The organism is Labrenzia sp. VG12 (genome assembly GCF_002237595.1).
In the GTDB taxonomy this organism is placed as follows: Bacteria; Pseudomonadota; Alphaproteobacteria; order Rhizobiales; family Stappiaceae; genus Roseibium.
In genome coordinates, this window is record NZ_CP022529.1 from 1,691,815 (window position 1) to 1,718,400 (window position 26,586).

A 26,586-nucleotide genomic window follows, 5' to 3' on the forward strand; every position below is an offset into this window, starting at 1 on the left:
CTCTTGTCATCAGTGGGTAGCCAACCTGCAGACCTCACGTCAAGGAATCCCTTGCCGATTTTGGCTCATGTTGCGCTAGACCTCCTCAGCGACATGGGCAAAATCGGGAAAGATCGATCGGACCAGAGCATCGATGCGCTCAATTTCCTCTGGTATTTCAGTGAGTTTACCGCGCTCTTCCTCAAGAACAGCCAAAAAGATCCGTGCCCTTGCCTGATTGACCTGCGGCTGCGGCAAAGTGCCCTCTCCAGCAGCTGACAACACGATGCTGACCAGCCGGTCTGCTGCATTGAGCCGTCCCCAGAGGTAATCATGCTCGCGCCAGCCCCGGTTGAAGAAGGCCCCGAAGGTGTTGAGCGACTTGCCTTTCAGATCAAAGCCTTCCGTATAAAGGCTGGTCGCATCGCGCGGGCTGATCCGGTCGACCAGGATTTCGGTGACTTCCGAAAAGTCGTTGCGCTGCAAGACCGGGAACGTGATCAGGTCGAAGAAACCAAAGCCGATATAGGACCGCATCAGGGACATGTGCCGGTCCTTGTCGAGCAGATCTCGCGCCCTTTCCGAGAAGAGCTCATCCTGGAGCCGGTCGAGATCGGCAAGTCCCATCATCTGGACATAGGAATTCAGCAGCGGTTCAACATGTTCGTGTGCTGCACTCGACCCCGCTTCCAGGTCTGCGAGAAAGGTCTTGGCCAGTTCCCGGCTGGCACCGCCGAAGAAGCGATCGTTCCAGCGCCAGCCCAGATGATCGATCTGTTCGTAAAGAAGCGCCTTCATCTGGTCGAGCGACGCCGTGTCCGGCGGTGGCAGATCTTCTCCCGGGCGATAGTGGTAGAAACCGTTCAGCTTGCGGATGGCAACACGAAGCCGCCGGATCCGGTAGTCGACATCCAGACCGCGCAACAGCGCGACAATGTGAGGATCGGTGCGACCGAGCAGGTCCTTACTGGCTGCGGTCATCTGGTTGAAATGGTCCGAGATCAGCCCGAGCAGCGCCTCTTCCTGACCGCGCGCATGCTCAAGACCACTTAGCCTTGCCGTCAGCTGCGCAAGCCTGTCCGCAAGCGAGTGCAGTTTCAACGACTGGTAGTTCAGAAACGCAAAGCCCGCCTGCTCGAACGCTGCCACCGTGGCCTGCCTTCGGCATTTCGACAGCAGGTCCGTGGTCACCTGGCGCCGCTTGGGCAAAAGGCCGAACACCGCCTGGTCGACCATCGGGCTGGCGCTGTCGATGAGCTGGGAGAGCCAGCGGCTGCGCCGGTTGTTCCGTTCCAGTTCCATCAGGTCGTCGCCAATCGGCTCGTTGCGCGGAATATGGGCCAGAGACGCAAGGATGACCCGGAAGAAGCCGGGAAGCTCTGCGCCGCCTTGTCCTGCCCTGGCGGTCTCAACGGGAGCAGGATCCACATAGATCAGCCTGCGCGCGACTTCCCTAGCAGCCGGCCGGTCCTGGATCACATCGATGACCGGAGCAAACGGCTTGTTCATCACCACGCTGCCATCGACAAAACAATGCTGGCCCATGGTGTCTTTGGTGAGGTTCAGACCGCGCGCCAGAAAGGCGTCCTTGTGACGCCAGTTCAGGTTCTGATCCGCAAGCACCCGCTCCATTTCAGCCACCGTTGCCGGCGGAAACGCGCCAGGAAATGACGAAGTCGCACGGGCAGCGAAGACAAGTTCCGGAATGTTTTCCCTGTCAAACTGACTGTCGACATAACCTGGCGTGCGATGCGCTGCGTGAAACTTCAGGATCCGCCGGTGATCCCATTCCTCAACATAGTCCGGGTCATCCAGATGGATCCTGCGCTTGACGCCGTTGTAGTCGGTGATGGTGACAAAAAGGTCCAGTGTCTGGCCGCGCGGAATGAGGCTCCGACCCGGCTTCGCCTCCTGTTCCATCTTCTGGCACGCATCCAGCATCCAGCCAATGAACCGCTCGCCGGAAAACGGCGGTGAAAACCAGCGCGCCTGCATGAACAGGCGCAGTTTTTCGCGCGTTTCGGCGCTTTCGATCTGCTTGTCCAGCCGCGAAGAGATCAGCTGGTCGAGCACCGGGGAAATCGAGATCTTCAGATAGCGGGAAAGACCGTTTTGCGGACGCGCCAGGCGCGTGACATCGGCATTCTTGAGCCACATCTCACTGTGGCTGTCGAGCGGCAGGTCATGTGCCAACGCCCGCGCCAGCATGATGCCATTGACGCCGCCTGCGGACGCACCGGCAATGGAATCGACGACGACCCTGATATCGGCGACGGAGGACAGGAGATCGAGCAGGTCACGATAGGCGCTCTGCACGGGAGGCAGCTCCTGAGAATCCGCCCGCTGTACCTGGTTGGTGCTCTTGCGGTCCAGCCGGAAACTTGAGGCCCGCACAAGGTTCAGGATCTCGCGGCTGACCCCATGCATGTAGATGGCCAGCGAAACACCGCCATAGAGCACAAGCGCCAGTCTGAGTTCGATTTCCTTCATGCAATCACCATGACAGCCAGGGTGCGATTCTGGATCAAAAAAATGGTTACATTCTTTATCTGGCTATCAAATTGGAGCACCAAAGAGGCACGTTCTCCAACAGCGATCATTTCCGATCACTTTACTGGTGGGGAAAAGTGTAAAACATCGTCGCGAGAAACCAACGCGATACAAAAGATTACAAATTTCGCAGTCCTGCCAGTCGTCTTCCGCTAAGATGCTCCTAGATTTCCAAGGTGATTCTGATTTCTTCACTTTACTGGAACCACATCGACGCCCCGATGACGACCACGCAGACCGATATGGCCAAGGCAAGCAAGACAAAAGCGCAGACCTCCGATGCGAAAGCAGACGGCGCGGACTCTTCTGTTCTTCTTGATCTGCGCGAGGAAAACGAAAATCTGCGATCCGAGCTGGAAGATCTGCGTGTCCTTTACGAGGCGACGATCGAGCATGGTGAAGCGGTCGAGGACCAGTTGGCCGATCAGTCCATCCGGCTGGAAAATCTCTCCCAGCAACTGGCCAAATACCTGTCGCCGCAGGTGTATCAATCGATTTTCGAAGGCCGCCAGGAAGTCAAGATCGAGTCGAGCCGCAAGAAACTAACCGTGTTTTTCTCCGATATCGCGGATTTCACGGAGACTGCCGACCGGCTTGAATCGGAAGAACTGACCTCCGTCCTCAATCAATACCTGACGGAGATGTCGAATATCGCGCTCAAACATGGCGCCACCATCGACAAGTATGTCGGCGATGCGATTCTGATTTTCTTCGGTGATCCGGAAACCCGTGGCGTGACGGAAGACGCCCTCGCCTGCGTGCGCATGGCGATCGAGATGCAGGCGCGCATGAAAGACCTTCAGGCGGTCTGGCAGGAAGCCGGCATTGCAAAACCGCTGAAATGCCGCATGGGCATCCACACGGACTATTGCACGGTCGGCAATTTCGGCAGCGACAACAGGCTCGATTACACGATCATTGGCCGCGGGGTGAACACGGCGTCCCGTCTGGAAAGCCTGGCAATGCCCGGTTCGGTCCTGATCTCCTTCGAGACCTATTCCCAGGTCAAGGACCACATCAAATGCGCCGAGAACGGTGAAGTCACAGTCAAGGGCATTGCCTATCCGGTGACCACCTATGAAGTGATTGGATTAAAGGAACCGGTGAGCGAACAGCGCGTTCTCGACCTCTCCGCCGTCACCCAGCAACTGTCCGACCTTGCCCAGGGGCTGCCTGACACCATCAGTCCCGATGTGCGTGACAATCTCATTGCGTCCCTCAAGACGGCGCTCGACCGGCTCAGCACCGACAAGTCCTGATGGAACGGACCTGACTGTGTCCTGCGGGGCGAAGCCACGCGGGTCGGCATCGTTGATTGCGAGGCGATCTCAGCCGCGTTCCTTGCGGAGCTTGTCCCAGTAGTCCAGCCGCTTCCGCAGTTCACGTTCAAACCCGCGCTGCGGCGGGTCGTAGTAGCTCTTGCGGCCCATCTGTTCCGGGAAGTAGTCCTGACCGGAAAAACCGTCCGGCGCATCGTGATCATATTGGTAGCCCGTACCGTAGCCTTCCTCTTTCATCAGCTTGGTCGGCGCGTTCAGGATGTGTTTTGGGGGCAGCAGCGAACCGCTGGATTTGGCATCGCGCATCGCGGCCTTGTAAGCGACATAGGCCCCGTTGGACTTGGGCGCTGTTGCCAGATAGATGACCGTCTGCGCCAGGGCCAGCTCTCCTTCTGGAGATCCCAGCATCTGATAGGCATCGCGCGAGGCATTTGCCTGTACCAGCGCATTCGGATCCGCTAGACCGATATCCTCCACGGCCATTCGGATGAGACGCCGGGCGAGAAACATCGGATCCTCACCGCCATCCAGCATGCGGCAGAACCAGTAAAGCGCGGCATCCGGGTCTGAGCCGCGAACAGACTTGTGCAAGGCCGAGATCAGATTGTAGTGACCGTCGGCGCCCTTGTCGTAGATCGGTGCCCGCCGCTGCACGATTTCCTGCAGGCGCTCGGCATCAAACACCTCGCCCTCATCGGCGGCCCGCCAGACATCCTCGGCCAGTGTCAACGAAGACCGGCCGTCTCCGTCCGCCATGCGGATCAGAACCTGCCGCGCTTCCTCGTCCAGCGGAAGGGACTTGCCTTCTTCTTCCTCGGCCCGGCCGAGCAGCTTTTCAATCGCTTCCAGCGACAGGGACTGAAAGGTCATCACATGTGACCGTGACAGCAAGGCCGCATTGAGTTCGAAGGACGGATTTTCCGTGGTTGCTCCGACCAGCGTGATCGTGCCGTCTTCCATCACCGGCAGGAAACTGTCCTGTTGCGCCCGGTTGAAACGATGGATCTCGTCGACAAAGAGCAGCGTCGCCCGGCCGCCCATGCGCCGCGCCCGCGCTCCCTCGAAAACCTTCTTGAGATCCGCAACGCCCGAAAAGATCGCGGAGATCTGCTCGAACGCCAGATCCGTCTCATTGGCCAGGAGCCGGGCAATCGTGGTTTTGCCTGTCCCAGGTGGCCCCCAGAAGATCAGCGACCCGAGCGACCGCGTTTTCAGCATGCGCGTCAGAGTGCCATCCGGTCCAAGCAGGTGATCCTGCCCGACCACGTCGGCAAGCTGCGTCGGCCGCATCCGGTCAGCAAGCGGACGCGGACCGGCCTGGCTCAATCCGGACGCTTCAAAAAGGTCGCTCACGGGGTAATCCTAGCGCAGAACGAGTTGGGACACCTTGCCGTCGCGCTCGATCTCCAGCCGCCAGACGCGCGGAGGTGTCTTGGTCACGGTTTCCAGCATGCGCGTCGTCTTGATCTGCTGATCATTCACGGCGCGCACGATGTCGCCCGGCCGCAGACCGACCTGATTCGCCGTGCTGCCCCGGTTGACCGCGGCAATCACGACACCTTCAAACAGGCCGTCCAGTCCGAGCTCGGTGGACACGGCCGGAGACAGGTTCATGACGGTCGCCCCCTCAAAGGGCGAGAACTCAAGCAGCTCCCGCGTGTCACGCGGCACGGTTTCCGGTGCGGGTTTCAGGGAAACGGGCAGAACCACTTCCTTGCCGCTCCGGACAACAAGAAATTCCGTTTCCTCACCAATCATCTTGGTGGCAAACCGGTAGCCGAAGGAATTCGGGTCTGTGACCTCCTTGCCTTCAATCGCAATCACCAGATCGCTGACCCGCAACCCTGCCTCATGCGCAGGCGAACCTTCGAAAACGGCGGTGACGAGAACGCCCTGCGGCCTGTCGAGAGACAGGGCCTCTGCAATTTCGGCATTGACCTGCTGCACCGTTGCGCCAAGCCACGGCCGCTGCACCTTGCCGCCCTGATCGGCCGCACGGGCCACAAACCGGGCCATATGCGCCGGGATTGCAAAACCGATGCCGTTGGAGCCGCCGGAGCGCGAGAAGATCGCCGTGTTGATGCCAACCAACCGACCGGTCATGTCGACCAGGGCACCACCGGAATTGCCTGGATTGATGGCCGCGTCGGTCTGGATGAAGAACTGAAAGTCGGTTACGCCCACCTGTGTCCGTGCGGTTGCAGAAACAATGCCCTGGGTCACCGTCTGCCCGACACCGAACGGGTTGCCAATCGCCAGCACGATGTCGCCAACTTCCAGGCTGTCGGAAGCGGCAAATGCCACGTGCTCGAAAGGGCCCTCCCCGCGGATCTTCAGAACCGCAAGGTCGGTGCGCTCGTCCAGCAGAACGATGTCGGCATCAAACTCCCGCCGATCGTTCAGCGCCACACGGACCTCGTCCGCATCCTTGATGACGTGGTGGTTGGTGATCACGGTGCCGTCCGCCGAGATGATCACACCGGATCCGAGCGAGGATTCAACGCGTTCCCGCGGGCGGTCGAAGCGACCTCCCGGCTGGCCGAAGAAACGGCGAAAGAACGGGTCATCGAAAAACGGCGACACACGCTGTCGCTGCACGACCTTGCGGCTCGCATAGACATTGACCACGGCCGGTGCGACCTGTTTCACGATCGGTGCAAAGGACAATTTAATCTGGGCATCGCTCTGGGGAACCAGGCGCAGATCCGCAGCGGAGGGTTGGGCCGTCTGTGCTGAGACCGAAGACACGCCGATCAGGCCTGCCAGGAGCAAGGTCGTCAGCGAGCGGACGGAGCCGGAGAGTGTCAGGCGCATGGGGGGTGCCTCTTTTTCGATTCTTTCGTGACCATGGCGATACATGGCAGATAGGGTGGAAGAGAGGCAAATACAAAAGCGAAAGGCCGCCGGGTTTCCGGCGGCCTTCACGGTCTTTTGTGCCTGGCTCTGGCCGTTGGCCGTCAGGCGGAGCGAACCTGGGACAGGAAACTGCGCACTTCGCGGTCAAGCTCGTCAGCCTGGTTGGCCATATCGGCAGCTTCTTCGGAGAAGTTCTGCGCCGCCATGTTGGTGTCGTTGGACAGCGACGACACGTTGCGGATGTCTTCGGTCACCTTGGAGGTGCCGCCGGCTGCCCGCTGGGTGTTTTCCGCAATGCCCTGGGTCGCATAACTCTGCTCTGTCACCGCTGCCGCGACCTCGCTCACCGACTGCGTGATGTCGTCGATGGTTTTCTGGATGTCGCCGATAGCACCCACGGCATCGTCCGTCGCACCGCGGATTGCATCGATCTGCTGCTGGATTTCGCCGGTCGCCTTGCCGGTCTGTGCTGCCAGGTCCTTGACCTCGGAAGCAACAACCGCGAAGCCCTTGCCCGCTTCACCGGCTCTGGCCGCCTCGATGGTGGCATTGAGCGCAAGCAGGTTGGTCTGATCGGCAATGTCGGAGATCAACGTCACAACTTCACCGATCCGGTTGGCGGCTTCCGCGAGCGACTTGACGGTTTCGTTGGTCGTCTCGGCCCGCTTGGTGGCTTCCGCTGCCACGCCCGAGGAGCGTTCGATCAGGGTGGAGATTTCCTGGATCGAGCTGGACAACTGATCGGACGCGGCGGCGATGGATTCCACTTCCGCCAGCGTCTCTTCCGACATGGTCGCCGCATTGGCTGACGTTTCGCCGGCACTGTCGGTCATGCTGCGCATGTTGTTGGCCGATTCGCGCAGTTTGCCGGCCGATTGTGCAACACGATCAACAACGGTGCCGACGGTCGCTTCGAAATCGCCCGCAAGGCTCGCCAGCATTTCCTGGCGTTGCTCTGCCTGCCGCTGCGCTTCTTCAGATTCTTCAGCGGCACGGCGTTCGTTTTCCTCAGCCGCATTCTGGCGGATCTGCAGAACGGCACGGCCAATGTCACCGATTTCGTCCTTGCGGTTTGCCGCCTTGATTTCCGCACCGAGATCACCGGATGCAATCGCATTCAAGGCACCGACAAGCGTTGTCAGCGGTCCGGTGATGGAACGCGAGAACAGGAGCGCGATAACCGTCGCCACGGCAATAGTGGCCAGCGACCACATGAACATCTGGTCACGCATGTTGGTGACGGCAGAGAGTGTCTCCTCGACACTCTTCTCGGCCACGATCGCCCAGCTCTGCCCCTGGAAGGACAGCGGCCGCGCCACCATCAGGTCGGCCACACCGTCGGCGCCGGTGACAATCTCTGCTGTTTCCAGACCGCCGGTCGCCGCCAGAACGGGTGCTGCGTCCGTGGTTGCCACGAGCGCCGTCGGTGCGTCCGCGAGCGGCATGTCGCTCAAGACGAGGCCCTCGCCGTCAACCACATAGACCTGGCCGGTTTCGCCCAGGTCATCCCGATTGGCAACGACGTTGTTCAGGAAGCCGGCATCGAGGCGCATCACGGCAACGCCGCTCAGGCTGACTGCACCAAATGAATTCATGAAAACCGGAGAAGCGATGAACAGGGACCCTTCGTCACCAGCCGGGCCATACTGTTCAAAGCTGCTGGAGGCGATCTCGCCCTCTCCCAGTTCCTTGGCTGCGTTGAAAACGGTCTGAAGACCTGTGTTGTCGGCGGCGCTGCCCTCACCCAGCTTGGACAGGAATTCATCGCCCTTTGTCACGGAATAGAGAACCAGCCCTGCCGGGTCGAGCAGGTAGATATCCGCGTAACCGCCATTCTTCCAGACGTTGTAGAAGGCCGGGTGCGCTTCGGAGTGGCGCCAGGCATACATGGTCTTCTGCTCGGTTCCCGTAACGGCCGCACGTTCTTCCGGTGTCGTTGGGGCGTGGAACAGGCTCAGAATCTCTTCCTTTTCCTTGGAGAGATTCATCGTGGCGTTGCCGAGATTGCTGAGCGGATCAGCAACACTGGAGGCAAGATTCACAATCTCGGATTCGGCCGCATGCAGGCGGGATTCCAACAGCGCACTGCGCGCCGTAATGACCATGCCAAGTTCCGCTTCGGCCGCTTTTTGCAAGCCGTCACGCCCGGTCATGTAACCGATAACGCCGACCGCCGTGCAAGCCGCAACGGTTACAACGATCATCAATGCCGGAATGACAAATGAAAGACGAAGAGAAGGCGAGCTTTTCTTCGCACCAGAATTCTTTGAGCCGATCACAGTAGTTCTCCCCAGCCTCTCGCACATCTCCACGAGGCATGCTTTCAGGTTAGGCAGTTTTCCTTAAATCATTGATAATCGGCGGTCTCACTATCCGGCACAGCGCGGCAGATCGGGCACTATACCGGCAAAACAAAAAGGCGGGCATAGCGCCCGCCTTTTCAGATACTTGCGATGTGGAGAAACTTACGCTGCGTTTTCAGCAGCTTCTTCAGCTTCTACACGTGCACGGTCTTCAGCACCGCGTGCTTCCGGATCGCGATCGACCAGCTCGATGACAGCCATCGGAGCGTTGTCGCCATAGCGGAAGCCGGCTTTCAGAACGCGGGAATAGCCGCCGTTGCGGTCCTTGTAACGCTCGCCGAGCGTTTCAAAGAGCTTGGCAACCATGGCCGTGTCGCGAATCTGCGAAATGGCCTGGCGACGTGCATGGAGATCACCGCGCTTGCCCAGGGTGATGAGCTTGTCGATGATCGGCTTCATTTCTTTAGCCTTCGGCAGGGTCGTGACGATCTGTTCGTGTTTGATCAGCGACGCTGCCATGTTTGCGAACATAGCCTTGCGGTGGCTAGAGGTCCGGTTGAGCTTGCGGCCGGATTTACCGTGGCGCATGGCCCTCTCCTTTTCCTTTCGGGAAGTCTGCCTGAAGCACTTTCCCGGTTGATCCTAACAGGGACGCGTGCGCCCCTTAGTACTGATGGTCTTCGTAGCGCTTGGCGAGATCGTCGATGTTCTCCGGCGGCCAGTTGGCGACTTCCATGCCGAGATGGAGACCCATCTGGGCGAGAACTTCCTTGATCTCGTTGAGCGACTTGCGGCCGAAATTCGGGGTCCGCAGCATTTCCGCTTCGGTCTTCTGAATGAGATCGCCAATATACACGATATTGTCGTTCTTCAGGCAGTTTGCAGACCGGACAGACAGTTCCAGTTCGTCGACCTTCTTGAGAAGGGCCGGGTTGAACGCAAGTTCCGGGACAGTGTCCTCGGCGACTTCGCGCTGCGGCTCTTCGAAGTTGACGAAGATGGACAGCTGATCCTGCAGAATGCGAGCAGCGAACGCCACGGCATCATCCGGCTTGACGGAACCATCGGTTTCGACGGTCAGGGTCAGCTTATCATAGTCAAGAACCTGGCCTTCACGGGTGTTTTCCACCTTGTAGGAGACCTTCTTGACCGGGGAGTACAGGCTGTCGACCGGGATCAGGCCGATCGGCGCATCTTCCGGACGGTTCCGGTCGGAAGAATGGTAGCCCTTGCCGGTGTTGACGGTGAATTCCATGCGGATTTCAGCGCCTTCATCGAGCGTGCAGAGCACCAGTTCCGGGTTGAGAACCTCGACATCGCCAACGGTCTGGATGTCACCTGCGGTCACAACACCAGGGCCCTGCTTGCGCACGACCATGCGCTTCGGACCTTCACCTTCCATGCGGATGGCGATTTCCTTGATGTTGAGCACGATGTCGGTGACATCTTCCCGGACACCCGGGATCGACGAGAACTCGTGGAGAACGCCATCGATCTGAACCGCGGTCACTGCTGCGCCCTGAAGCGAGGACAGCAGGATACGGCGCAGGGCATTGCCCAGTGTCAGCCCGTAGCCACGCTCGAGCGGCTCGGCAACAACAGTTGCCAAGAAGCGCGGATCTTCACCCGGCTTGATCTCGAGTTTGGTCGGCTTGATCAGTTCTTGCCAGTTTTTCTGAATGGTCACGTTTTCGTCCCTTCGGCTATCCCGCCCGGCTGATCAAGGCCGAGCCATTCTTTGCCATTTGGAGAAACAGGTACCTAAAGCCGAAGAGCCTTAGACGCGGCGACGCTTACGCGGACGGCAGCCATTGTGCGGAATCGGCGTCACGTCACGGATGGACGTAATCAGGAAACCGGCAGCCTGCAGGGCGCGCAGAGCAGATTCACGGCCAGAACCGGGACCACGGACTTCAACTTCCAGAGTGCGCATGCCGTGTTCGGCAGCTTTCTTGGCAGCGTCTTCAGCAGCAACCTGGGCGGCATACGGCGTGGACTTACGGGAGCCCTTGAAGCCGAGTGCACCAGCGGACGACCAGGAGATCGCGTTGCCCTGGGCATCGGTGATCGTGATCATGGTGTTGTTGAACGTGGAGTTCACATGCGCAACGCCAGAAGAGATGTTCTTGCGTTCGCGGCGACGCACGCGCGTCGTGTCTTTAGCCATTCTGTTATCCTTGTATTGATCTCGTCACTGCCGTAATGCCGGCAGCTCCACCACCAATCGCGGGGCGATGATTATTTCTTCTTACCAGCGATCGGTTTCGCCGGACCCTTGCGGGTACGGGCGTTCGTGTGCGTCCGCTGACCGCGAACCGGCAGGCCGCGGCGGTGACGCAGGCCGCGGTAGCAGCCAAGGTCCATCAGACGCTTGATGTTCATGGCGGTGTCGCGGCGAAGATCACCTTCCACGAGGTAGTCGCGGTCGATGGTTTCACGGATGGACAGCACTTCTGCGTCGGAAAGCTCGTTCACACGGCGGGCAGCATCGATGTTGTTCTTTTCGATGATTTCCTGGGCATATTTCTTGCCAATGCCGTGGATATACTGAAGCGCGATGACAACGCGCTTGTTCGTCGGGATGTTAACGCCAGCAATACGTGCCACGTTCGTCTCCATGTTATGCGTCGGGCCAAGGCCTGATCGCAGTGGGTAATGCCCGCGTCCGGTGGAGTCCGGCCCTTGCGGGTACGAAAATGCCGGGTTAGCCCCGGCACAGAGAATGCCGGTCCCACTTACATGGAACCGGCTCAACTGTTAGGTAGAGCGCGTCGTTTAACGGCTCTAAACCTTTTCGTCAAGTCCTTGAAGAACGGATTCTATCGAGGCCGTTACTTGTTCAATGGACTGCATGCCATCGATTACGGAAAGCAGACCTGCCTTCTCGTAATAGGGCACCACATCTGCGGTGTAGCGGTTGTATTCCTCAAGACGTTGCTTGAACACTTCCGGGTCGTCGTCCTTGCGCACCGGCTGACCGGCTGCCTTGGCATCTTCTGCCCGCTTGATGATCCGGTCGACCAGGTTGTTCTGGTCGACACGCAGCTCGAGAACCGCGTTGATCTTCACGTTGCCCTGCTGAAGCATCTGCGCAAGCGCATCGGCCTGAGCCACGGTCCGCGGGAAACCATCCAGGATAAAACCGCCCTTGGCGTCGTCTTCGGCAATCCGGTCCCGGATAATGCCGACCACGATCTCGTCGGAGACAAGGCCACCGGAATCCATTGCTTCCTTGGCCTTGAGGCCGACCGGGGTCTGGGCCGCAACCGCCGCCCGCAGCATGTCTCCGGTGGAGAGCTGCGGGATGCCGTATTTGGCAACAAGATGCGCTGCCTGCGTCCCCTTCCCCGCTCCTGGCGGTCCTACCAGAATTAGCCTCATCGACGTTTCCCCCTGAGCTTCGCTTTTTTCACCAGACCTTCATACTGATGCGCAAGCAGGTGACCCTGGATCTGTGACACGGTATCCATTGTCACACTTACGACAATCAGCAGAGAGGTTCCCCCGAAATAGAACGGAACGCCTGTCGCCGAAATGAGGAATTCGGGTAATAGACAAACGATGGTGATGTAAATGGCACCTACCACCGTAATGCGCGTGAGAACGAAGTCAATGTACTGCGCCGTACGCTCACCCGGGCGGATACCCGGAATGAAACCGCCATGTTTCTTCAGGTTGTCCGCGGTGTCGCTCGGATTGAAGACAATCGCGGTGTAGAAGAAACAGAAGAAGATGATCATGGCTGCGTAAAAGACCATGAACAGCGGTTGCCCGTGACCAAGCGCCGCAGTGATGTAGGTCAGCCATTCATTGCCGCCGCCCTGGCCGAACCCGGACAAGGTCGCAGGCACCAGCAGCAGAGACGAAGCAAAGATCGGCGGAATCACACCGGCGGTGTTCAGCTTGAGCGGCAGGAACGAGGTATTGCCCTCGAACATGCGGTTGCCCATCTGGCGCTTCGGATACTGGATCAGAAGCCGGCGCTGCGCGCGTTCCATGAACACGATAAAGCCGATGACGACCACTGCCAGGATGATGACGGCCAAAATGATCCAGGTCGCAAGAGAGCCCTGACGGCCAAGTTCAAGCGTCTGCACCACCGCCGACGGCAGACCGGCGACAATGCCGGCAAAGATGATCAGCGAGATACCGTTACCGATGCCGCGCGACGTGATCTGCTCACCCAGCCACATCAGGAACATGGTTCCGCCGACCAGCGTGATCACCGTGGACGCCCGGAAGAACCAGCCCGGATCGGTGACGACGTTGGTCGCGCTTTCCAGTCCGACCGCAATGCCGTAGGCCTGGAATGCTGCCAGGATGACAGTTCCGTAGCGGGTGTACTGGTTGATGACTTTCCGGCCCTGCTCGCCTTCCTTCTTCATCTGCTCAAGCGTCGGGACGACAGTCGTCATGAGCTGCATGATAATGGAGGCGGAAATATACGGCATGATGCCGAGGGCGAAGATCGCCATGCGCTCGACCGCACCACCGGCAAACATGTTGAACATGCCGATAATGCCGGACTGGGCCTGGCTGAAGGCCTGCGCGAAAGCTTCAGGATTGATGCCGGGCAGCGGAATGTAAGTGCCCAGTCGATAAACCAAAAGCGCCCCCAGTGTGAACCAGATGCGCTTTTTGAGTTCTTCAGCCTTGGCGAAAGCTGAGAAATTGAGATTTGACGCCAGTTGCTCGGCGGCGGATGCCATGCCCTACTCCGGTATGCTTGCCCAGGAAATGGGTGAAGCCCAGGCTGTTAAGCCTGAGCTCCCAGGACGGCTACCTTGCCGCCTGCTTTTTCGATCGCTGCAACAGCGCCCTTGGAGGCACCGGCAACTTCGAAGGTCACTGCAGCGGTGAGTTCACCGTTGGCAACGATGCGCACACCGTCGCGGACCCGCTTGACTACACCTGCAGCCTTCAGCGCTTCGACGGTAACCGTCTCGGACGCGTTCAGCTTGCCTGCGTCGATCGCCTTCTGAACACGGCCGACGGACACAGTGTTGTAGTCCTTGGCAAAAATGTTCGTGAAGCCGCGCTTCGGCAGACGGCGGTGAAGCGGCATCTGACCGCCTTCAAAGCCTTTGATGGCAACGCCGGAACGGGACTTCTGACCCTTGACACCACGGCCACCAGTCTTGCCCTTGCCGGACCCGATGCCGCGACCGACACGCATGCGGTCTTTTACGGCACCTTCATTGTCACGAAGTTCGTTGAGCTTCATGTTCTTATCTCCTCACCCCGTTCTTATGCGTTGTCTTCGACGACGCGAACGAGATGCTGGACCTTATTGATCATGCCGCGCACTTCAGGAGTGTCCTTCAGTGTGGAACGGCGGTGCATCTTGTTCAGGCCGAGACCGACAAGCGTCGCGCGCTGGTCCTTAGGACGGCGCAGCGGGCTGCCGATCTGTTCGACCGTTACAGTCTTTTCGGTGTTCGCCATGGAACCTACCCTCTATCAGCTGGGGACCGGAGCCGCCGAGATCAAGCCTCGGCAGCAGCCGGAGCCGCATCATCGGTGTTGTCACGACGCCGGGACTGCAGAACCGAGACCTTGAGGCCACGGCGGGCAGCGACGGAGCGCGGGCTGTCTTCCTTGGTCAGTGCGTCAAAGGTTGCACGAACCATGTTGTAGGGGTTGGAAGTCCCCAGCGACTTGGCCACAACGTCCTGAACACCGAGCGTTTCGAAAACGGCACGCATCGGGCCGCCTGCGATGATACCGGTACCGGCCGGAGCCGCACGCAGCAGAACCTTGCCAGCGCCGTGACGGCCTTCCACATCGTGGTGAAGGGTCCGGCCCTCGCGCAGCGGCACACGGATCATGGTGCGCTTTGCAGCTTCAGTTGCTTTCCGGATGGCTTCCGGCACTTCACGTGCCTTGCCATGACCGAAGCCGACACGGCCCTTCTGATCACCAACCACTACCAGTGCGGCAAAGCCGAAACGACGGCCACCCTTGACCACCTTGGCAACGCGGTTGATGTGAACGAGCTTGTCGACGAATTCGCTGTCTCGCTCGTCGCGATCGCGATTTTCCTGTCTCGCCATTTTATTTGTCTTCCGTTCTTAAGAGCGCTTCAAGAGCGCTGATCAGAATTCAAGTCCACCTTCGCGGGCCGCATCAGCAAGCGCCTTGACGCGCCCGTGAAACATGTACCCGCCACGGTCAAACACGACTTGCTTGACGCCGGCAGCGACTGCGCGCTCGGCAACAAGCTTGCCAACGGCAGCAGCAGCTGCAACGTCGGCGCCTGTTTTCAGGCTGCCCTTGAGATCCGACTCGATCGTAGAAGCAGAGGCAATGGTGTGCCCCTTCGCATCGTCGATGATCTGGGCATAGATCTGCTTGGACGAGCGGAAGACAGAAAGGCGCGGACGACCGTTCGCGGCTTTCTGGATCGAACGACGCACGCGATCGCGGCGGCGCTCGAAAGCTTGTTTGCTATTCGCCATGATCTAAGGTCCGTTACTTCTTCTTGCCTTCTTTGCGGACGATGAACTCGTCTGCATAACGAACGCCTTTGCCTTTGTACGGCTCCGGCGGGCGGAATTCGCGGATTTCAGCAGCCACCTGGCCGACACGCTGTTTGTCGGTGCCGGTGATGTTGATTTCCGTCGGTTTCGGGCACTTGATTTCGATGCCTTCCGGAATCGGATAGACAACATCGTGCGAGAAACCCAGCGCCAGCTGAAGATTTTGACCCTGGACCTGTGCGCGGTAACCGACACCGGTGATGGCGAGGTCTTTCTTGAAGCCCTCGGTGACACCCGTGATCAGGTTCTGCACCATGGTCCGGCTCATGCCCCACATGGAGCGGGCCGGCTTGGAGTTGTTGACCGGATCGACTTTGATCCCATCATCCGTCATTTCGGCCAGAACGAGATCATTAAGCACGAAAGACTTTTCGCCTTTCGGGCCCTTGATCACAACTGTCTGACCGTCGATCGATGCCGTTACCCCGCTCGGCACGGGGACTGGCTTTTTGCCAATACGAGACATTTGACCAACCTTGTCGTTGTTTCAAAAGCGAGGATGCCGCGTCAGAAGACGCGGCAAAGAACCTCACCACCTACGTTTTCATCACGCGCCTGATGGTCGCTCATGACACCGCGCGGGGTCGAAATGATCGACACGCCCAGGCCATTAGAGACATGCGGGATGTTTTTCACCGACGAGTACACGCGGCGACCCGGCTTGGATACCCGCTCAATCGTGCGGATAACCGGCTCACCGTCGAAATACTTCAGTTCGATTTCCAACTCGGACTTACCGCCCTCGTATTCCACCGTGGTGTAGCCACGGATGTAACCCTCTTTTGCCAGCACATCAAGTACATGTGCACGCAATTTGGATTTTGGTGAACTGACCTTGTTCTTGCGACGCATCTGCGCGTTGCGAATCCGGGTCAGCATATCCCCCAACGGATCAGAAATTGCCATCGGAGTTTCTCCTTACCAGCTCGACTTGACCAGGCCCGGGATCTTGCCCAGGGAGCCCAGTTCACGAAGCGCAATACGCGACATCTTCAGCTTGCGGTAGAAACCGCGCGGACGGCCGGACACTTCGCAACGGTTGCGAACGCGGTTCGGCGCGGAGTTCCGCGGCAGTTTCGCCAGCTTCAGGCGGGCGTTGTAGCGCTCTTCCAGGGACAGGCTTTCATCTTTAGCCATTGCCTTCAGAGCAGCGCGCTTCTCAGCGTATTTCTTGACAAGCTTCTCGCGGCGCTTGTTTTTTTCGACTGCGCTTTTCTTCGCCATCGTCGTTCCCTTCCTTGCCCGTTACTTCGTGAACGGGAAGTTGAACGCGCGCAGAAGCTCGCGCGCCTCGTCATCCGTCGGCGCCGTGGTGCAAACGATCACGTCCATACCCCAGATCTGGTCGACCTTGTCGTACTCGATTTCCGGGAACACGATGTGTTCTTTGATGCCCATGGCGTAGTTGCCGCGACCGTCGAAGCTCTTCGGATTCAGACCACGGAAGTCACGAACGCGCGGCAGCGCGATGGTGATCAGGCGATCCATGAATTCGAACATCTGCTGGCGGCGCAGGGTCACCTTGGCACCCAGCGGCATGCCTTCGCGGACCTTGAAGGTCGCGATGGATTTCTTGGCCTTGGTGATGACCGGCTTCTGACCGGCGATTGCCGCAAGGTCTTCAGCAGCGGTGCGCGCCTTCTTGGAATCGCCAACTGCCTCACCGACACCGATGTTCAGGACGATTTTTTCCAGCTGCGGAACCTGCATGACGTTCTTGTACTGGAACTTCTCAAGAAGCTGCTTGCGCACGACTTCATCATAATGCGTCTTGAGACGCGGCACGTAAGTGGTCTCAGCCATCGATCAGGTCTCCCGAGCGCTTGGCCACACGAACCTTGGTGCCGTCTTCCTGCACCTTGAAGCCGACGCGGGTCGCCTTGCCGTCCTTCGGATCGGCCAGCGCGATGTTGGACAGGTGGATCGGAGCTTCCTTGGCCACGATGCCAGCTTCCTGCGTCTGGGTTTGCTTCTGGTGACGGCGGACCATGTTGATTCCGCGGACCAGGGCCTTGTTGTCGGCCGGCAGCATCTGAACGACTTCGCCGGATTTACCCTTGTCACGGCCGGTCAGCACGACCACCGTGTCGCCTTTTTTAATTTTCGCAGCCATCAGAGCACCTCCGGCGCGAGCGAAATGATCTTCATGTGGTTCTTTGCGCGGAGTTCACGCGGCACCGGACCAAAGATACGGGTGCCGACAGGCTCCTTGTTGTTGTTGACCAGCACGGCCGCATTGCGGTCGAACCGGATCACGCTGCCATCGGGACGGCGGATATCCTTTGCCGTGCGCACGACGACAGCCTTCATCACGTCGCCCTTCTTGACGCGGCCCCGCGGAATAGCCTCTTTGACGGAGACGACGATGATGTCGCCTACCTGGGCATATTTACGCTTGGAGCCGCCGAGCACTTTGATGCACATGACACGACGGGCGCCGGAATTGTCGGCGACGTCGAGGTTTGTTTGCATCTGAATCATGACTGGCTGCCTTGTTCTTTTCTTGGCGCTCGGGTCACGAGCGCCTGATGCTCACTATTGAACAGCGGTCACTGAGTGACCACGGTCCAACGCTTGTTTTTCGAGATCGGCGAGCACTCTTCAATCTGAACAGAATCGCCAACCTTGTACTGGTTGTTTTCGTCATGTGCGCGGTACTTCTTCGTCCGGCGCACAGTCTTCTTGAGCAGCGGGTGCGTGAAGCGGCGCTCCACGTTCACCGTCACCGTTTTGTCATTGGCGTCGCTGACAACGGTGCCCTGCAGGATACGCTTCGGCATGGCCGTCTCCTTACGCGTTCGCCGACACGCGCTTCTCGCGCATGATCGTCTGGATACGCGCGATGTCGCGGCGGATCTGCCGGACACGCGCAGTGTTTTCAAGCTGACCCGTAGCCTTCTGGAAGCGCAGGTTGAACTGCTCTTTCTTCAGGCCCTCGAGTTCCGTGCGGAGCTCGTCGAGGGTCTTAGCCCGTACATCGGTCGCCTTCATGGCTTAAACTCCTCTGCCTTACTCGCCGATACGCTGAACGAAACGGCATTTGATCGGCAGTTTGGCAGCGGCAAGACGCATCGCTTCGCGTGCGATCTCTTCCGACACACCGTCAATCTCGAACATGATCCGGCCCGGCTTGACGCGGCAAGCCCAGTAATCCGGAGAACCCTTACCCTTACCCATGCGGACTTCAGCAGGCTTCGACGAAACCGGCACGTCCGGGAAGATCCGGATCCAAACACGACCCGCACGCTTCATGTGGCGGGTCATAGCACGACGGGCCGCTTCGATCTGACGTGCAGTCACACGCTCCGGCTCAACAGCCTTCAGACCGAACGCGCCGAAGTTGAGGTCGGTGCCCCCCTTCGACAAGCCGTGGATGCGGCCTTTGTGCTGCTTGCGGAACTTAGTGCGCTTCGGTTGCAGCATCGTTCTTCTCTCGTCTTTCTTATCTTACGAGCGGCAGGCAGCTTGAATTAAGCTGCGCGCTCGCGGCCCCGATCCCGGCGTCCGCCGCGATCACCCTGGTTACCTTCGGAAGCAGACGTCGCACGGCGTTCAGACGCCATCGGGTCGTGTTCCAGAATTTCACCCTTGAAGATCCAGACCTTCACACCGCACACGCCGTAAGCCGTGTGAGCGCTGGCAACACCGTAGTCGATGTCGGCACGCAGGGTGTGGAGCGGCACGCGACCTTCGCGATACCATTCGATACGAGCAATTTCCGCACCGCCGAGACGGCCGCCGCAGTTGATCCGGATGCCCTGGGCGCCGAGACGCATGGCGGACTGAACGGCCCGCTTCATGGCGCGGCGGAAGGCAACACGGCGTTCCAGCTGCTGAGCGATAGACGCGGCAACCAGGGTCGCATCGATTTCCGGCTTGCGCACTTCAACGATGTTGATGTGCACTTCGGAATTGGTGATGTCGGCGATCTTCTTGCGAAGACGCTCGATGTCAGCACCCTTCTTGCCGATGACCACACCCGGACGACCGGAATGGATGGACACGCGGCACTTCTTGTGCGGACGTTCGATGACCACTTTGGACACCGCAGCCTGCTTCAGTTCCTTCAGCAGCAGTTCACGGATGCGGAAATCTTCGTGCAGAAGATCGCCGTATTCGTTCTTGTTTGCATACCAGCGGGAATCCCAGGTGCGGTTGATCCCGAGGCGCATGCCGATCGGGTTTGTCTTGTGTCCCATCAGGCAGTCTCCTCAACTTCGCGCACGACGATGGTCAGGTTCGAGAAAGGCTTCTCGATCCGGCCAACACGTCCGCGTGCACGGGCCTGGAAACGCTTGATGACAAAAGCCTTGCCAACATGAGCTTCGGCAACCACCAGGTTGTCGATGTCCAGGTCATGGTTGTTTTCCGCGTTGGCAATGGCGGACATCAGGGTCTTCTTGACATCCTGCGCGATGCGCTTGCGGGAGAATGTCAGGTCCGCAATCGCGGAGCCGACCTTTTTGCCACGGATCGAGGCCGCAACGAGGTTCAGCTTACGGGGGGAGACGCGGATCATCCGCGTCATTGCCCGAGCCTCATTGTCAGCGAGCGTCCGCTCACTCTTCGGCTTGCCCATCGTTACTTCCTCTTCGCCTTCTTGTCGGCGCCGTGTCCGTAGTAGGTCCGGGACGGCGAGAACTCGCCGAACTTGTGACCAATCATCTCTTCAGACACCAGCACCGGAACGTGCTTTTGACCGTTGTAGACGCCGAAGGTCAAACCGACGAACTGCGGCAGGATCGTCGAGCGGCGGCTCCAGGTCTTGATGACCTCGTTCCGGCCGGACTCACGTACCTTGTCCGCTTTCTTCAGCAGATACCCGTCGACAAACGGACCTTTCCAGATCGAACGTGCCACGATCTTGCCCTTTACTTCTTACGCGCGTGGCGGCTGCGGACGATATACTTATCAGTCTGCTTATTGCGCCGCGTGCGCTTACCTTTGGTCGGTTTGCCCCAAGGGGTAACCGGATGACGACCACCGGAAGTCCGGCCTTCACCACCACCATGCGGGTGGTCGATCGGGTTCATGGCAACACCGCGGGTATGCGGACGAATGCCAAGCCAGCGGGAACGGCCAGCCTTGCCGAGGTTCACGTTGGCGTGGTCCGGGTTGGACACGGCGCCAATGGTTGCCATGCAAGTACCGAGCACACGGCGCTGTTCGCCAGACATCAGGCGAAGCGTGGTGTAACCCTGGTCGCGGCCAACGATCTGAACGAACGCACCGGCAGAGCGGGCGATCTGAGCGCCCTTGCCGGGCTTCAGTTCGATGTTGTGCACGATCGTGCCGACCGGAATGCGCGACAGCGGTGCTGCGTTGCCCGGCTTCACGTCGACGTTTTCGCCAGCAACAACGGTGTCGCCTTCAGCCAGGCGCTGCGGCGCCAGGATGTAGCTCAGTTCACCGTCTTCGTAGCGGATCAGAGCGATGAACGCGGTCCGGTTCGGATCGTATTCCATGCGCTCGACCGTTGCCGGTACGTCCCACTTGCGGCGCTTGAAGTCCACAAGACGGTAAGTCCGCTTGTGACCGCCACCGCGGTTCGGAGACGTCAGGCGGCCGGTGTTGTTGCGGCCACCGGACTTGGACAGGCCTTCGGTCAGGGTCTTGACCGGCTTGCCCTTCCACAGACCGGAGCGGTCAACCTGTACCAGCTGACGGCGGCCTGGGGACGTCGGGTTGAATGTCTTAAGTGCCATTTTCTTCTGGTCCCCGTCTTAGAGCCCGGTGGTCACGTCGATGCCGTGACCTTCCTGCAGCGTAACGACGGCCTTCTTGAAGTCGGACTGACGGCCAAGGCGACCGCGGAAGCGCTTCACCTTGCCCTTGCGGACCAGGGTATTCACTGCCGTGACCTTGACACCGAACAGTGCTTCGACTGCGGCCTTGATTTCCGGCTTGGTCGCATCGTTTGCAACCTTGAAGACAACCTTGTTCTCTTCAGAAGCCATCGTCGACTTTTCGGTGATCACCGGGCCGACAATCTTGTCGTAATGAGGAAGTTTGCTCATTTGAAGCGCTCCTCAAGTGCGGACACCGCAGCCTTGGTCAACACCAGGGTGTTGGCCCGCAGGATGTCGTAAACGTTGATGCCCTGAACCGGCAGCACATCCAGATGCGGGATGTTGCGGGAGGCCAGTGCGAAGTTGTTGTCGACTTCGGCGCCGTCGATGACCAGAGCGCTGGTCAGGCCGAGCTTGTTCAGCTGGGCCTTCAGAGCCTTGGTCTTGGCTTCAGCAGCCTTGGCGTCTTCAACGACAACGATGCTGTCTGTCTTTGCTTTTGCCGACAGAGCGTGCTTCAGGCCGAGGGCGCGAACCTTCTTCGGCAGGTCATGGCCGTGATCGCGAACGATCGGGCCGAATGCCTTGCCACCACCGCGGAACTGCGGGGCCTTCTTGTTGCCGTGACGTGCGCCGCCGGAGCCTTTCTGGCGAACGAATTTCTTCGTCGTGCCGGAAACTTCCGAACGTTGCAGCGTCTTGTGGGTGCCGGCCTGGCGTTTCGCCAGCTGCCAGCGCACCACACGGTGGATCAAATCGGTGCGCGGCTCGAGACCGAAGATCTCGTCAGACACCGTGATCGAACCGGCCGCCCCACCTTCGAGGGTCTTGACCTGGAGTTCCATCACTCACTCTCCTTCCCGGCAGCCTCAGTCGCTTCGGACGCCTTGAAAGCACCCGGAACCGGAACGTTTTCCGGCAGCGCCTTTTTGATCGCGTCGCGGACCAGGATCCAGCCGCCCTTGGCGCCCGGAACAGAGCCCTCGACCATGATCAGGCCACGCTCAACATCAGTGCGCACAACCTTCAGGTTCTGCGTGGTCACGCGGGCATCACCCATGTGACCGGCCATTTTCTTGCCCTTGAACACGCGGCCCGGGTCCTGACACTGACCGGTGGAACCGTGCGAACGGTGCGAGATCGAGTTACCGTGCGATGCGCGGCCACCACCAAAGTTGTGACGCTTCATTGCACCGGCAAAACCCTTACCGATGGAGGTGCCGGTCACGTCGACGAACTGACCTTCGACATAGTGGTCAGCGGTCAGCACCGCACCAACGTCGATCAGGTTGTCCGCGGAAACGCGGAATTCGGCGACGGTCCGCTTCGGCTCGACCTTTGCAACTGCAAAGTGGCCACGCAGCGCCTTCGGCGTGTTCTTAACCTTGCGGGTACCTGCACCGAGTTGCAGTGCAGTGTAACCATTCTTTTCATCAGTCCGCTGAGCAACGACCTGGCAATTTTCCAGCCGCAGCACGGTGACCGGAACATGCTCACCTGCATCGTTGTAGATGCGGGTCATGCCCACTTTCTGAGCGATCACTCCAGAACGCATTGGATGTGTCCCCTTCGAACCGGCTTACAGCTTGATCTCGACGTCGACACCAGCCGCCAGGTCGAGCTTCATCAGCGCGTCCACGGTCTGGGGAGTCGGATCGACGATGTCGAGAAGACGCTTGTGCGTACGCATCTCGAACTGATCGCGGCTTTTCTTATCGATATGCGGTCCGCGAAGCACGGTGTACTTCTCGATCCGCGTCGGCAGCGGCACGGGACCCCGTACCTGAGCACCGGTCCGCTTGGCCGTATTGACGATCTCCTTGGTGGAGGCGTCCAGAATACGGTGGTCAAACGCCTTGAGGCGGATCCGGATGTTCTGACCGTTCATTGTTATTGTTCCCAACAAATCTGCGGGCCTGCCCGCGTAACCAAATTCAGTTTCGCCGGCAGGCCCGGCTGTCGATTATTCGATGATGGATGCGACGACGCCGGCGCCGACGGTACGGCCACCTTCGCGGATAGCGAAGCGCAGGCCTTCTTCCATGGCGATCGGCACGATCAGCTCAACGTCAACGGAGACGTTGTCGCCCGGCATCACCATTTCCGTGCCTTCCGGCAGGGACACCACACCGGTCACGTCCGTCGTACGGAAGTAGAACTGCGGGCGGTAGTTGGTGAAGAACGGGGTGTGACGACCACCTTCTTCCTTGGTGAGGATGTAGGCTTCGGCCTTGAACTTCGTGTGCGGGGTCACAGAACCCGGCTTGCAAAGAACCTGGCCACGCTCAACATCCTCGCGGCCGATGCCGCGGATCAGGGCGCCGATGTTGTCGCCTGCTTCACCGCTGTCCAGCAGCTTGCGGAACATTTCAACACCGGTAACGGTGGTCTTGGTGGTGTCCTTGATGCCGACGATCTCGACTTCTTCACCCACGTTGATCACACCGCGCTCAACACGGCCGGTCACAACGGTACCGCGGCCGGAGATCGAGAACACGTCTTCGATCGGCATCAGGAACGGCTGATCCTTCGGACGCTCAGGCGTCGGGATGTAGTCGTCAACCTGAGCCATCAGCTCACGGATCGCGTCACGGCCGATGGCCGGATCGCGGTTCTCAACGGCTGCCAGAGCAGAACCCTTGACGATCGGAATGTCGTCGCCCGGGAACTCGTAGGAAGACAGCAGCTCGCGGATTTCCATTTCAACCAGCTCAAGCAGCTCTTCATCGTCGACCTGGTCGACCTTGTTCATGAAGACAACCAGAGCCGGAACGCCGACCTGACGGGCGAGCAGGATGTGCTCACGGGTCTGCGGCATCGGGCCGTCTGCGGAAGAACACACCAGGATCGCGCCGTCCATCTGGGCAGCACCGGTGATCATGTTCTTCACGTAGTCAGCGTGGCCCGGGCAGTCGACGTGGGCGTAGTGACGGTTGTCCGTCTCATACTCAACGTGTGCCGTGGAGATGGTGATGCCGCGTGCCTTTTCTTCCGGCGCGCCGTCGATCTCATCATAGGCTTTCGCTTCAGCACCACCGGCTTCAGCCAGCGTCATGGTGATTGCAGCGGTCAGCGTGGTCTTGCCGTGGTCAACGTGGCCAATCGTGCCAATGTTAACGTGCGGCTTATTGCGCTCAAATTTTTCTTTCGCCATCGGATTACTCCGTTTCTCTAATTCTTTTTGACTTCAAGAGGTGGGATCAGGCGTATTTCGCCTGAACCTCTTCGGCGACAGCCTGCGGCACCTGCTCGTAGTGATCGAACACCATCGAGTACTGCGCGCGGCCCTGGGACATGGAACGCAGGTTGTTCACGTAACCAAACATGTTGGCCAGCGGTACCATTGCGGTGATGACAGTCACGATGCCCCGGTTTTCCGTACCGGCGATCTGGCCGCGGCGGGAGTTCAGGTCACCAATCACATCACCCATGTAGTCTTCCGGGGTGACAACCTCGACCTTCATGATCGGCTCGAGCAGTTTCGGGCCGGCCTTCTGGATCGCTTCGCGGAAGCCGGCACGGCCGGCGATTTCGAAGGCGAGCACAGAGGAGTCAACGTCGTGGTATGCACCGTCGGTCAGGATCGCCTTGATATCCAGCATCGGGAAGCCGGCAATAGGACCGGACGACATAACGCTTTCGATACCCTTGGTCACGCCCGGGATGTATTCCTTCGGAACGTTACCACCGACAATCTTGCTCTCGAACACATAGCCTTCATTCGGCTCAGCGGGCTCGATGGTGAGCTTGATGCGGGCGAACTGGCCAGAACCACCGGACTGTTTCTTGTGGGTGTAATCCACTTCAGCCTGTTTGGTGATGGTTTCACGGTAGGCAACCTGCGGTGCACCGATGTTGGCCTCGACCTTGAATTCGCGCTTCATGCGGTCGACGATGATGTCCAGGTGCAGTTCGCCCATACCGGCGATGATGGTCTGACCGGATTCTTCGTCCGTCTTGACGCGGAAGGACGGATCTTCAGCAGCCAGGCGGTTGAGCGCGAGGCCCATCTTTTCCTGGTCGCCTTTGGTCTTCGGCTCGACGGCGATCTCGATCACCGGCTCGGGGAATTCCATGCGCTCCAGGATCACCGGCTTCAGCGGGTCACACAAGGTGTCGCCGGTCGTGGTGTCCTTGAGGCCCGCGATCGCAACGATGTCGCCTGCATAGGCCACGTCGATGTCTTCACGGGAGTTGGAGTGCATTTGCATCATCCGGCCGACGCGCTCACGCTTGTCTTTCACGGTGTTGAGCAGGGACACGCCCTTGTTCAGGACACCGGAGTAGATGCGGCAGAACGTCAGGGAACCGACAAACGGGTCGTTGGCGATCTTGAATGCCAAGAGGCCAAGCGGCTCGTCGTCAGAGGACTTGCGCTCGACTTCGCCTTCGGTCTTCGGATCGATGCCTTTAATGGCCGGAACTTCGACCGGGCTCGGCAGGTAGTCGACGACAGCGTCAAGCAGCGGCTGAACGCCTTTGTTCTTGAACGCGGAACCGCAGAATACCGGAACAAAGTCGTTGTTGATGGTGCCCTTGCGGATCAGCTTCTTGATCGTCTCCATGGAGGGCTCTTCGCCTTCCAGGTAGGCTTCCATGGCTGCTTCGTCGATTTCGACAACGGTTTCGATCAGCGCATCGCGTGCTTCCTGGGCACGGTCAACCTGATCGGCCGGGATGTCGACAACGTCCCAGGCAGCACCCAGGTTTTCCGACTGCCAGATCAGGGCCTTCATTTCCAGAAGGTCGATAACGCCGGCGAATTCGTTCTCGGCACCGACATTCAGCTGCATGACCAGCGGCGTACAGCCGAGGCGCTTGCGGATCATTTCGACACAACGGTCGAAATCTGCGCCCAGCTTGTCCATCTTGTTGACGAAGATCATCCGCGGGACGTTGTACTTGTCGGCCTGACGCCAGACAGTTTCGGTCTGCGGCTCAACGCCAGCGTTGGCGTCCAGAAGAGCGACGGCACCGTCGAGCACGCGCAGGGAACGCTCAACTTCAATCGTGAAGTCAACGTGGCCCGGGGTGTCGATGATGTTCAGGCGCTTTTCTTTCCAGAAAGCGGTGGTCGCAGCAGAGGTAATCGTGATGCCACGCTCCTGCTCCTGCTCCATCCAGTCCATGGTGGCTGCGCCGTCATGAACTTCGCCGATCTTGTGGCTCTTACCCGTGTAGTAGAGGATCCGCTCGGTGGTCGTCGTCTTGCCGGCATCGATGTGAGCCATGATGCCGAAGTTGCGGTAGTCCTCGATATTATGCGTGCGCGACATAGCGTCAGCCCTTC

At 59.3% G+C, this 26,586-nt stretch carries 33 protein-coding genes and 1 pseudogene; 1 reads left to right on the forward strand and 33 read right to left on the reverse strand.

Translation table 11 applies throughout. The features are described from left to right. Positions 1–75: 75 nt before the first annotated feature. Complete coding sequence (locus CHH27_RS07750; protein ID WP_094071079.1) at positions 76–2,469, reverse strand: patatin-like protein; 2,394 nt, start codon at positions 2,467–2,469, stop codon at positions 76–78. A 467-nt stretch (positions 2,470–2,936) separates the two neighbouring features. On the opposite strand from CHH27_RS07750, the pseudogene CHH27_RS07755 reads away from it, so the two are divergent. Continuing rightward, positions 2,937–3,788 (forward strand): annotated as a pseudogene (locus CHH27_RS07755) (adenylate/guanylate cyclase domain-containing protein); the annotation flags it as partial. A 69-nt stretch (positions 3,789–3,857) separates the two neighbouring features. Here CHH27_RS07755 and CHH27_RS07760 read toward each other — a convergent pair. The 32 genes from CHH27_RS07760 to fusA form a co-directional block, all read right to left on the reverse strand. Beyond that, a complete protein-coding gene (locus CHH27_RS07760; protein ID WP_094071080.1) occupies positions 3,858–5,162 on the reverse strand; it encodes a replication-associated recombination protein A in 1,305 nt (434 codons plus the stop codon). 9 nt (positions 5,163–5,171) lie between these two features. Further along, positions 5,172–6,623: a DegQ family serine endoprotease gene (locus CHH27_RS07765; RefSeq protein WP_094074592.1), complete on the reverse strand. Its 1,452-nt coding sequence runs from the start codon at positions 6,621–6,623 to the stop codon at positions 5,172–5,174. A 143-nt stretch (positions 6,624–6,766) separates the two neighbouring features. Further along, positions 6,767–8,869 (reverse strand): methyl-accepting chemotaxis protein, encoded by a 2,103-nt coding sequence (locus CHH27_RS07770; protein ID WP_094071081.1) that lies wholly within the window; start codon positions 8,867–8,869, stop codon positions 6,767–6,769. A 261-nt stretch (positions 8,870–9,130) separates the two neighbouring features. Continuing rightward, the gene (gene rplQ / locus CHH27_RS07775) at positions 9,131–9,556 is read right to left on the reverse strand and encodes a 50S ribosomal protein L17 (RefSeq protein ID WP_094071082.1); all 426 of its coding nucleotides are present in this window, start codon (positions 9,554–9,556) and stop codon (positions 9,131–9,133) included. A 76-nt stretch (positions 9,557–9,632) separates the two neighbouring features. Further along, positions 9,633–10,655: a DNA-directed RNA polymerase subunit alpha gene (locus CHH27_RS07780; RefSeq protein WP_094071083.1), complete on the reverse strand. Its 1,023-nt coding sequence runs from the start codon at positions 10,653–10,655 to the stop codon at positions 9,633–9,635. Between the two features lie 90 nt (positions 10,656–10,745). Next, positions 10,746–11,135, reverse strand: coding sequence for a 30S ribosomal protein S11 (gene rpsK / locus CHH27_RS07785; protein ID WP_006936427.1), 390 nt, complete (start codon positions 11,133–11,135; stop codon positions 10,746–10,748). A 71-nt stretch (positions 11,136–11,206) separates the two neighbouring features. Continuing rightward, positions 11,207–11,575, reverse strand: coding sequence for a 30S ribosomal protein S13 (rpsM, locus tag CHH27_RS07790; protein ID WP_094074593.1), 369 nt, complete (start codon positions 11,573–11,575; stop codon positions 11,207–11,209). Positions 11,576–11,752: 177 nt separating this feature from the next. Then, positions 11,753–12,349 (reverse strand): adenylate kinase, encoded by a 597-nt coding sequence (locus CHH27_RS07795; protein WP_094071084.1) that lies wholly within the window; start codon positions 12,347–12,349, stop codon positions 11,753–11,755. Beyond that, positions 12,346–13,677 carry a preprotein translocase subunit SecY gene (gene secY / locus CHH27_RS07800; protein ID WP_094071085.1) on the reverse strand — a complete coding sequence of 444 codons (1,332 nt, stop codon included), beginning with the start codon at positions 13,675–13,677 and terminating at the stop codon, positions 12,346–12,348. The genes CHH27_RS07795 and secY overlap by 4 nt, the downstream gene beginning before the upstream one ends. Positions 13,678–13,724: 47 nt before the next feature. Beyond that, positions 13,725–14,192, reverse strand: a complete 468-nt coding sequence (gene rplO, locus CHH27_RS07805; protein WP_094071086.1) for a 50S ribosomal protein L15 — start codon at positions 14,190–14,192, stop codon at positions 13,725–13,727. A 23-nt stretch (positions 14,193–14,215) separates the two neighbouring features. After that, complete coding sequence (gene rpmD / locus CHH27_RS07810; RefSeq protein ID WP_006936433.1) at positions 14,216–14,413, reverse strand: 50S ribosomal protein L30; 198 nt, start codon at positions 14,411–14,413, stop codon at positions 14,216–14,218. A 41-nt stretch (positions 14,414–14,454) separates the two neighbouring features. Beyond that, positions 14,455–15,021 carry a 30S ribosomal protein S5 gene (rpsE, locus tag CHH27_RS07815; RefSeq protein WP_094071087.1) on the reverse strand — a complete coding sequence of 189 codons (567 nt, stop codon included), beginning with the start codon at positions 15,019–15,021 and terminating at the stop codon, positions 14,455–14,457. A gap of 42 nt (positions 15,022–15,063) precedes the next feature. After that, positions 15,064–15,426 carry a 50S ribosomal protein L18 gene (gene rplR / locus CHH27_RS07820; protein ID WP_094071088.1) on the reverse strand — a complete coding sequence of 121 codons (363 nt, stop codon included), beginning with the start codon at positions 15,424–15,426 and terminating at the stop codon, positions 15,064–15,066. A 13-nt stretch (positions 15,427–15,439) separates the two neighbouring features. Next, a complete protein-coding gene (gene rplF / locus CHH27_RS07825; RefSeq protein ID WP_094071089.1) occupies positions 15,440–15,973 on the reverse strand; it encodes a 50S ribosomal protein L6 in 534 nt (177 codons plus the stop codon). Between the two features lie 41 nt (positions 15,974–16,014). Continuing rightward, positions 16,015–16,413 (reverse strand): 30S ribosomal protein S8, encoded by a 399-nt coding sequence (gene rpsH / locus CHH27_RS07830; RefSeq protein ID WP_094071090.1) that lies wholly within the window; start codon positions 16,411–16,413, stop codon positions 16,015–16,017. Between the two features lie 12 nt (positions 16,414–16,425). Continuing rightward, a complete protein-coding gene (gene rpsN / locus CHH27_RS07835) occupies positions 16,426–16,731 on the reverse strand; it encodes a 30S ribosomal protein S14 (RefSeq protein WP_094071091.1) in 306 nt (101 codons plus the stop codon). 21 nt (positions 16,732–16,752) lie between these two features. Beyond that, on the reverse strand, positions 16,753–17,310 hold the full coding sequence (rplE, locus tag CHH27_RS07840; RefSeq protein ID WP_094071092.1) for a 50S ribosomal protein L5: 558 nt from the start codon (positions 17,308–17,310) through the stop codon (positions 16,753–16,755). Next, entirely contained in the window at positions 17,303–17,620 is a 318-nt protein-coding gene (gene rplX / locus CHH27_RS07845) for a 50S ribosomal protein L24 (RefSeq protein ID WP_094071093.1), read from the reverse strand. The genes rplE and rplX overlap by 8 nt, the downstream gene beginning before the upstream one ends. Continuing rightward, complete coding sequence (gene rplN / locus CHH27_RS07850) at positions 17,620–17,988, reverse strand: 50S ribosomal protein L14 (RefSeq protein WP_008191626.1); 369 nt, start codon at positions 17,986–17,988, stop codon at positions 17,620–17,622. The genes rplX and rplN overlap by 1 nt, the downstream gene beginning before the upstream one ends. A gap of 68 nt (positions 17,989–18,056) precedes the next feature. After that, entirely contained in the window at positions 18,057–18,287 is a 231-nt protein-coding gene (rpsQ, locus tag CHH27_RS07855) for a 30S ribosomal protein S17 (protein ID WP_094071094.1), read from the reverse strand. A 10-nt stretch (positions 18,288–18,297) separates the two neighbouring features. Then, complete coding sequence (gene rpmC, locus CHH27_RS07860) at positions 18,298–18,498, reverse strand: 50S ribosomal protein L29 (RefSeq protein WP_094071095.1); 201 nt, start codon at positions 18,496–18,498, stop codon at positions 18,298–18,300. A gap of 18 nt (positions 18,499–18,516) precedes the next feature. Next, positions 18,517–18,930: a 50S ribosomal protein L16 gene (gene rplP, locus CHH27_RS07865; protein ID WP_094071096.1), complete on the reverse strand. Its 414-nt coding sequence runs from the start codon at positions 18,928–18,930 to the stop codon at positions 18,517–18,519. A gap of 47 nt (positions 18,931–18,977) precedes the next feature. Continuing rightward, entirely contained in the window at positions 18,978–19,706 is a 729-nt protein-coding gene (gene rpsC, locus CHH27_RS07870; protein ID WP_094071097.1) for a 30S ribosomal protein S3, read from the reverse strand. Continuing rightward, entirely contained in the window at positions 19,706–20,086 is a 381-nt protein-coding gene (gene rplV / locus CHH27_RS07875) for a 50S ribosomal protein L22 (protein ID WP_094071098.1), read from the reverse strand. The genes rpsC and rplV overlap by 1 nt, the downstream gene beginning before the upstream one ends. A 2-nt stretch (positions 20,087–20,088) precedes the next feature. Beyond that, positions 20,089–20,367 carry a 30S ribosomal protein S19 gene (rpsS, locus tag CHH27_RS07880; RefSeq protein WP_022998243.1) on the reverse strand — a complete coding sequence of 93 codons (279 nt, stop codon included), beginning with the start codon at positions 20,365–20,367 and terminating at the stop codon, positions 20,089–20,091. A gap of 11 nt (positions 20,368–20,378) precedes the next feature. After that, entirely contained in the window at positions 20,379–21,212 is an 834-nt protein-coding gene (gene rplB / locus CHH27_RS07885) for a 50S ribosomal protein L2 (protein WP_094071099.1), read from the reverse strand. A gap of 18 nt (positions 21,213–21,230) precedes the next feature. Beyond that, entirely contained in the window at positions 21,231–21,524 is a 294-nt protein-coding gene (locus CHH27_RS07890; RefSeq protein WP_029061773.1) for a 50S ribosomal protein L23, read from the reverse strand. Next, positions 21,521–22,141 (reverse strand): 50S ribosomal protein L4, encoded by a 621-nt coding sequence (gene rplD, locus CHH27_RS07895; RefSeq protein ID WP_094071100.1) that lies wholly within the window; start codon positions 22,139–22,141, stop codon positions 21,521–21,523. Before rplD ends, CHH27_RS07890 begins: the two co-directional genes overlap by 4 nt. Beyond that, positions 22,141–22,851 carry a 50S ribosomal protein L3 gene (gene rplC, locus CHH27_RS07900; protein WP_094071101.1) on the reverse strand — a complete coding sequence of 237 codons (711 nt, stop codon included), beginning with the start codon at positions 22,849–22,851 and terminating at the stop codon, positions 22,141–22,143. The genes rplD and rplC overlap by 1 nt, the downstream gene beginning before the upstream one ends. A 24-nt stretch (positions 22,852–22,875) precedes the next feature. Then, a complete protein-coding gene (rpsJ, locus tag CHH27_RS07905) occupies positions 22,876–23,184 on the reverse strand; it encodes a 30S ribosomal protein S10 (RefSeq protein ID WP_006936455.1) in 309 nt (102 codons plus the stop codon). A 75-nt stretch (positions 23,185–23,259) separates the two neighbouring features. Then, positions 23,260–24,450: an elongation factor Tu gene (gene tuf / locus CHH27_RS07910; RefSeq protein WP_094071102.1), complete on the reverse strand. Its 1,191-nt coding sequence runs from the start codon at positions 24,448–24,450 to the stop codon at positions 23,260–23,262. 46 nt (positions 24,451–24,496) lie between these two features. Beyond that, complete coding sequence (fusA, locus tag CHH27_RS07915; protein WP_094071103.1) at positions 24,497–26,572, reverse strand: elongation factor G; 2,076 nt, start codon at positions 26,570–26,572, stop codon at positions 24,497–24,499. Between the last annotated feature and the right edge of the window lie 14 nt (positions 26,573–26,586).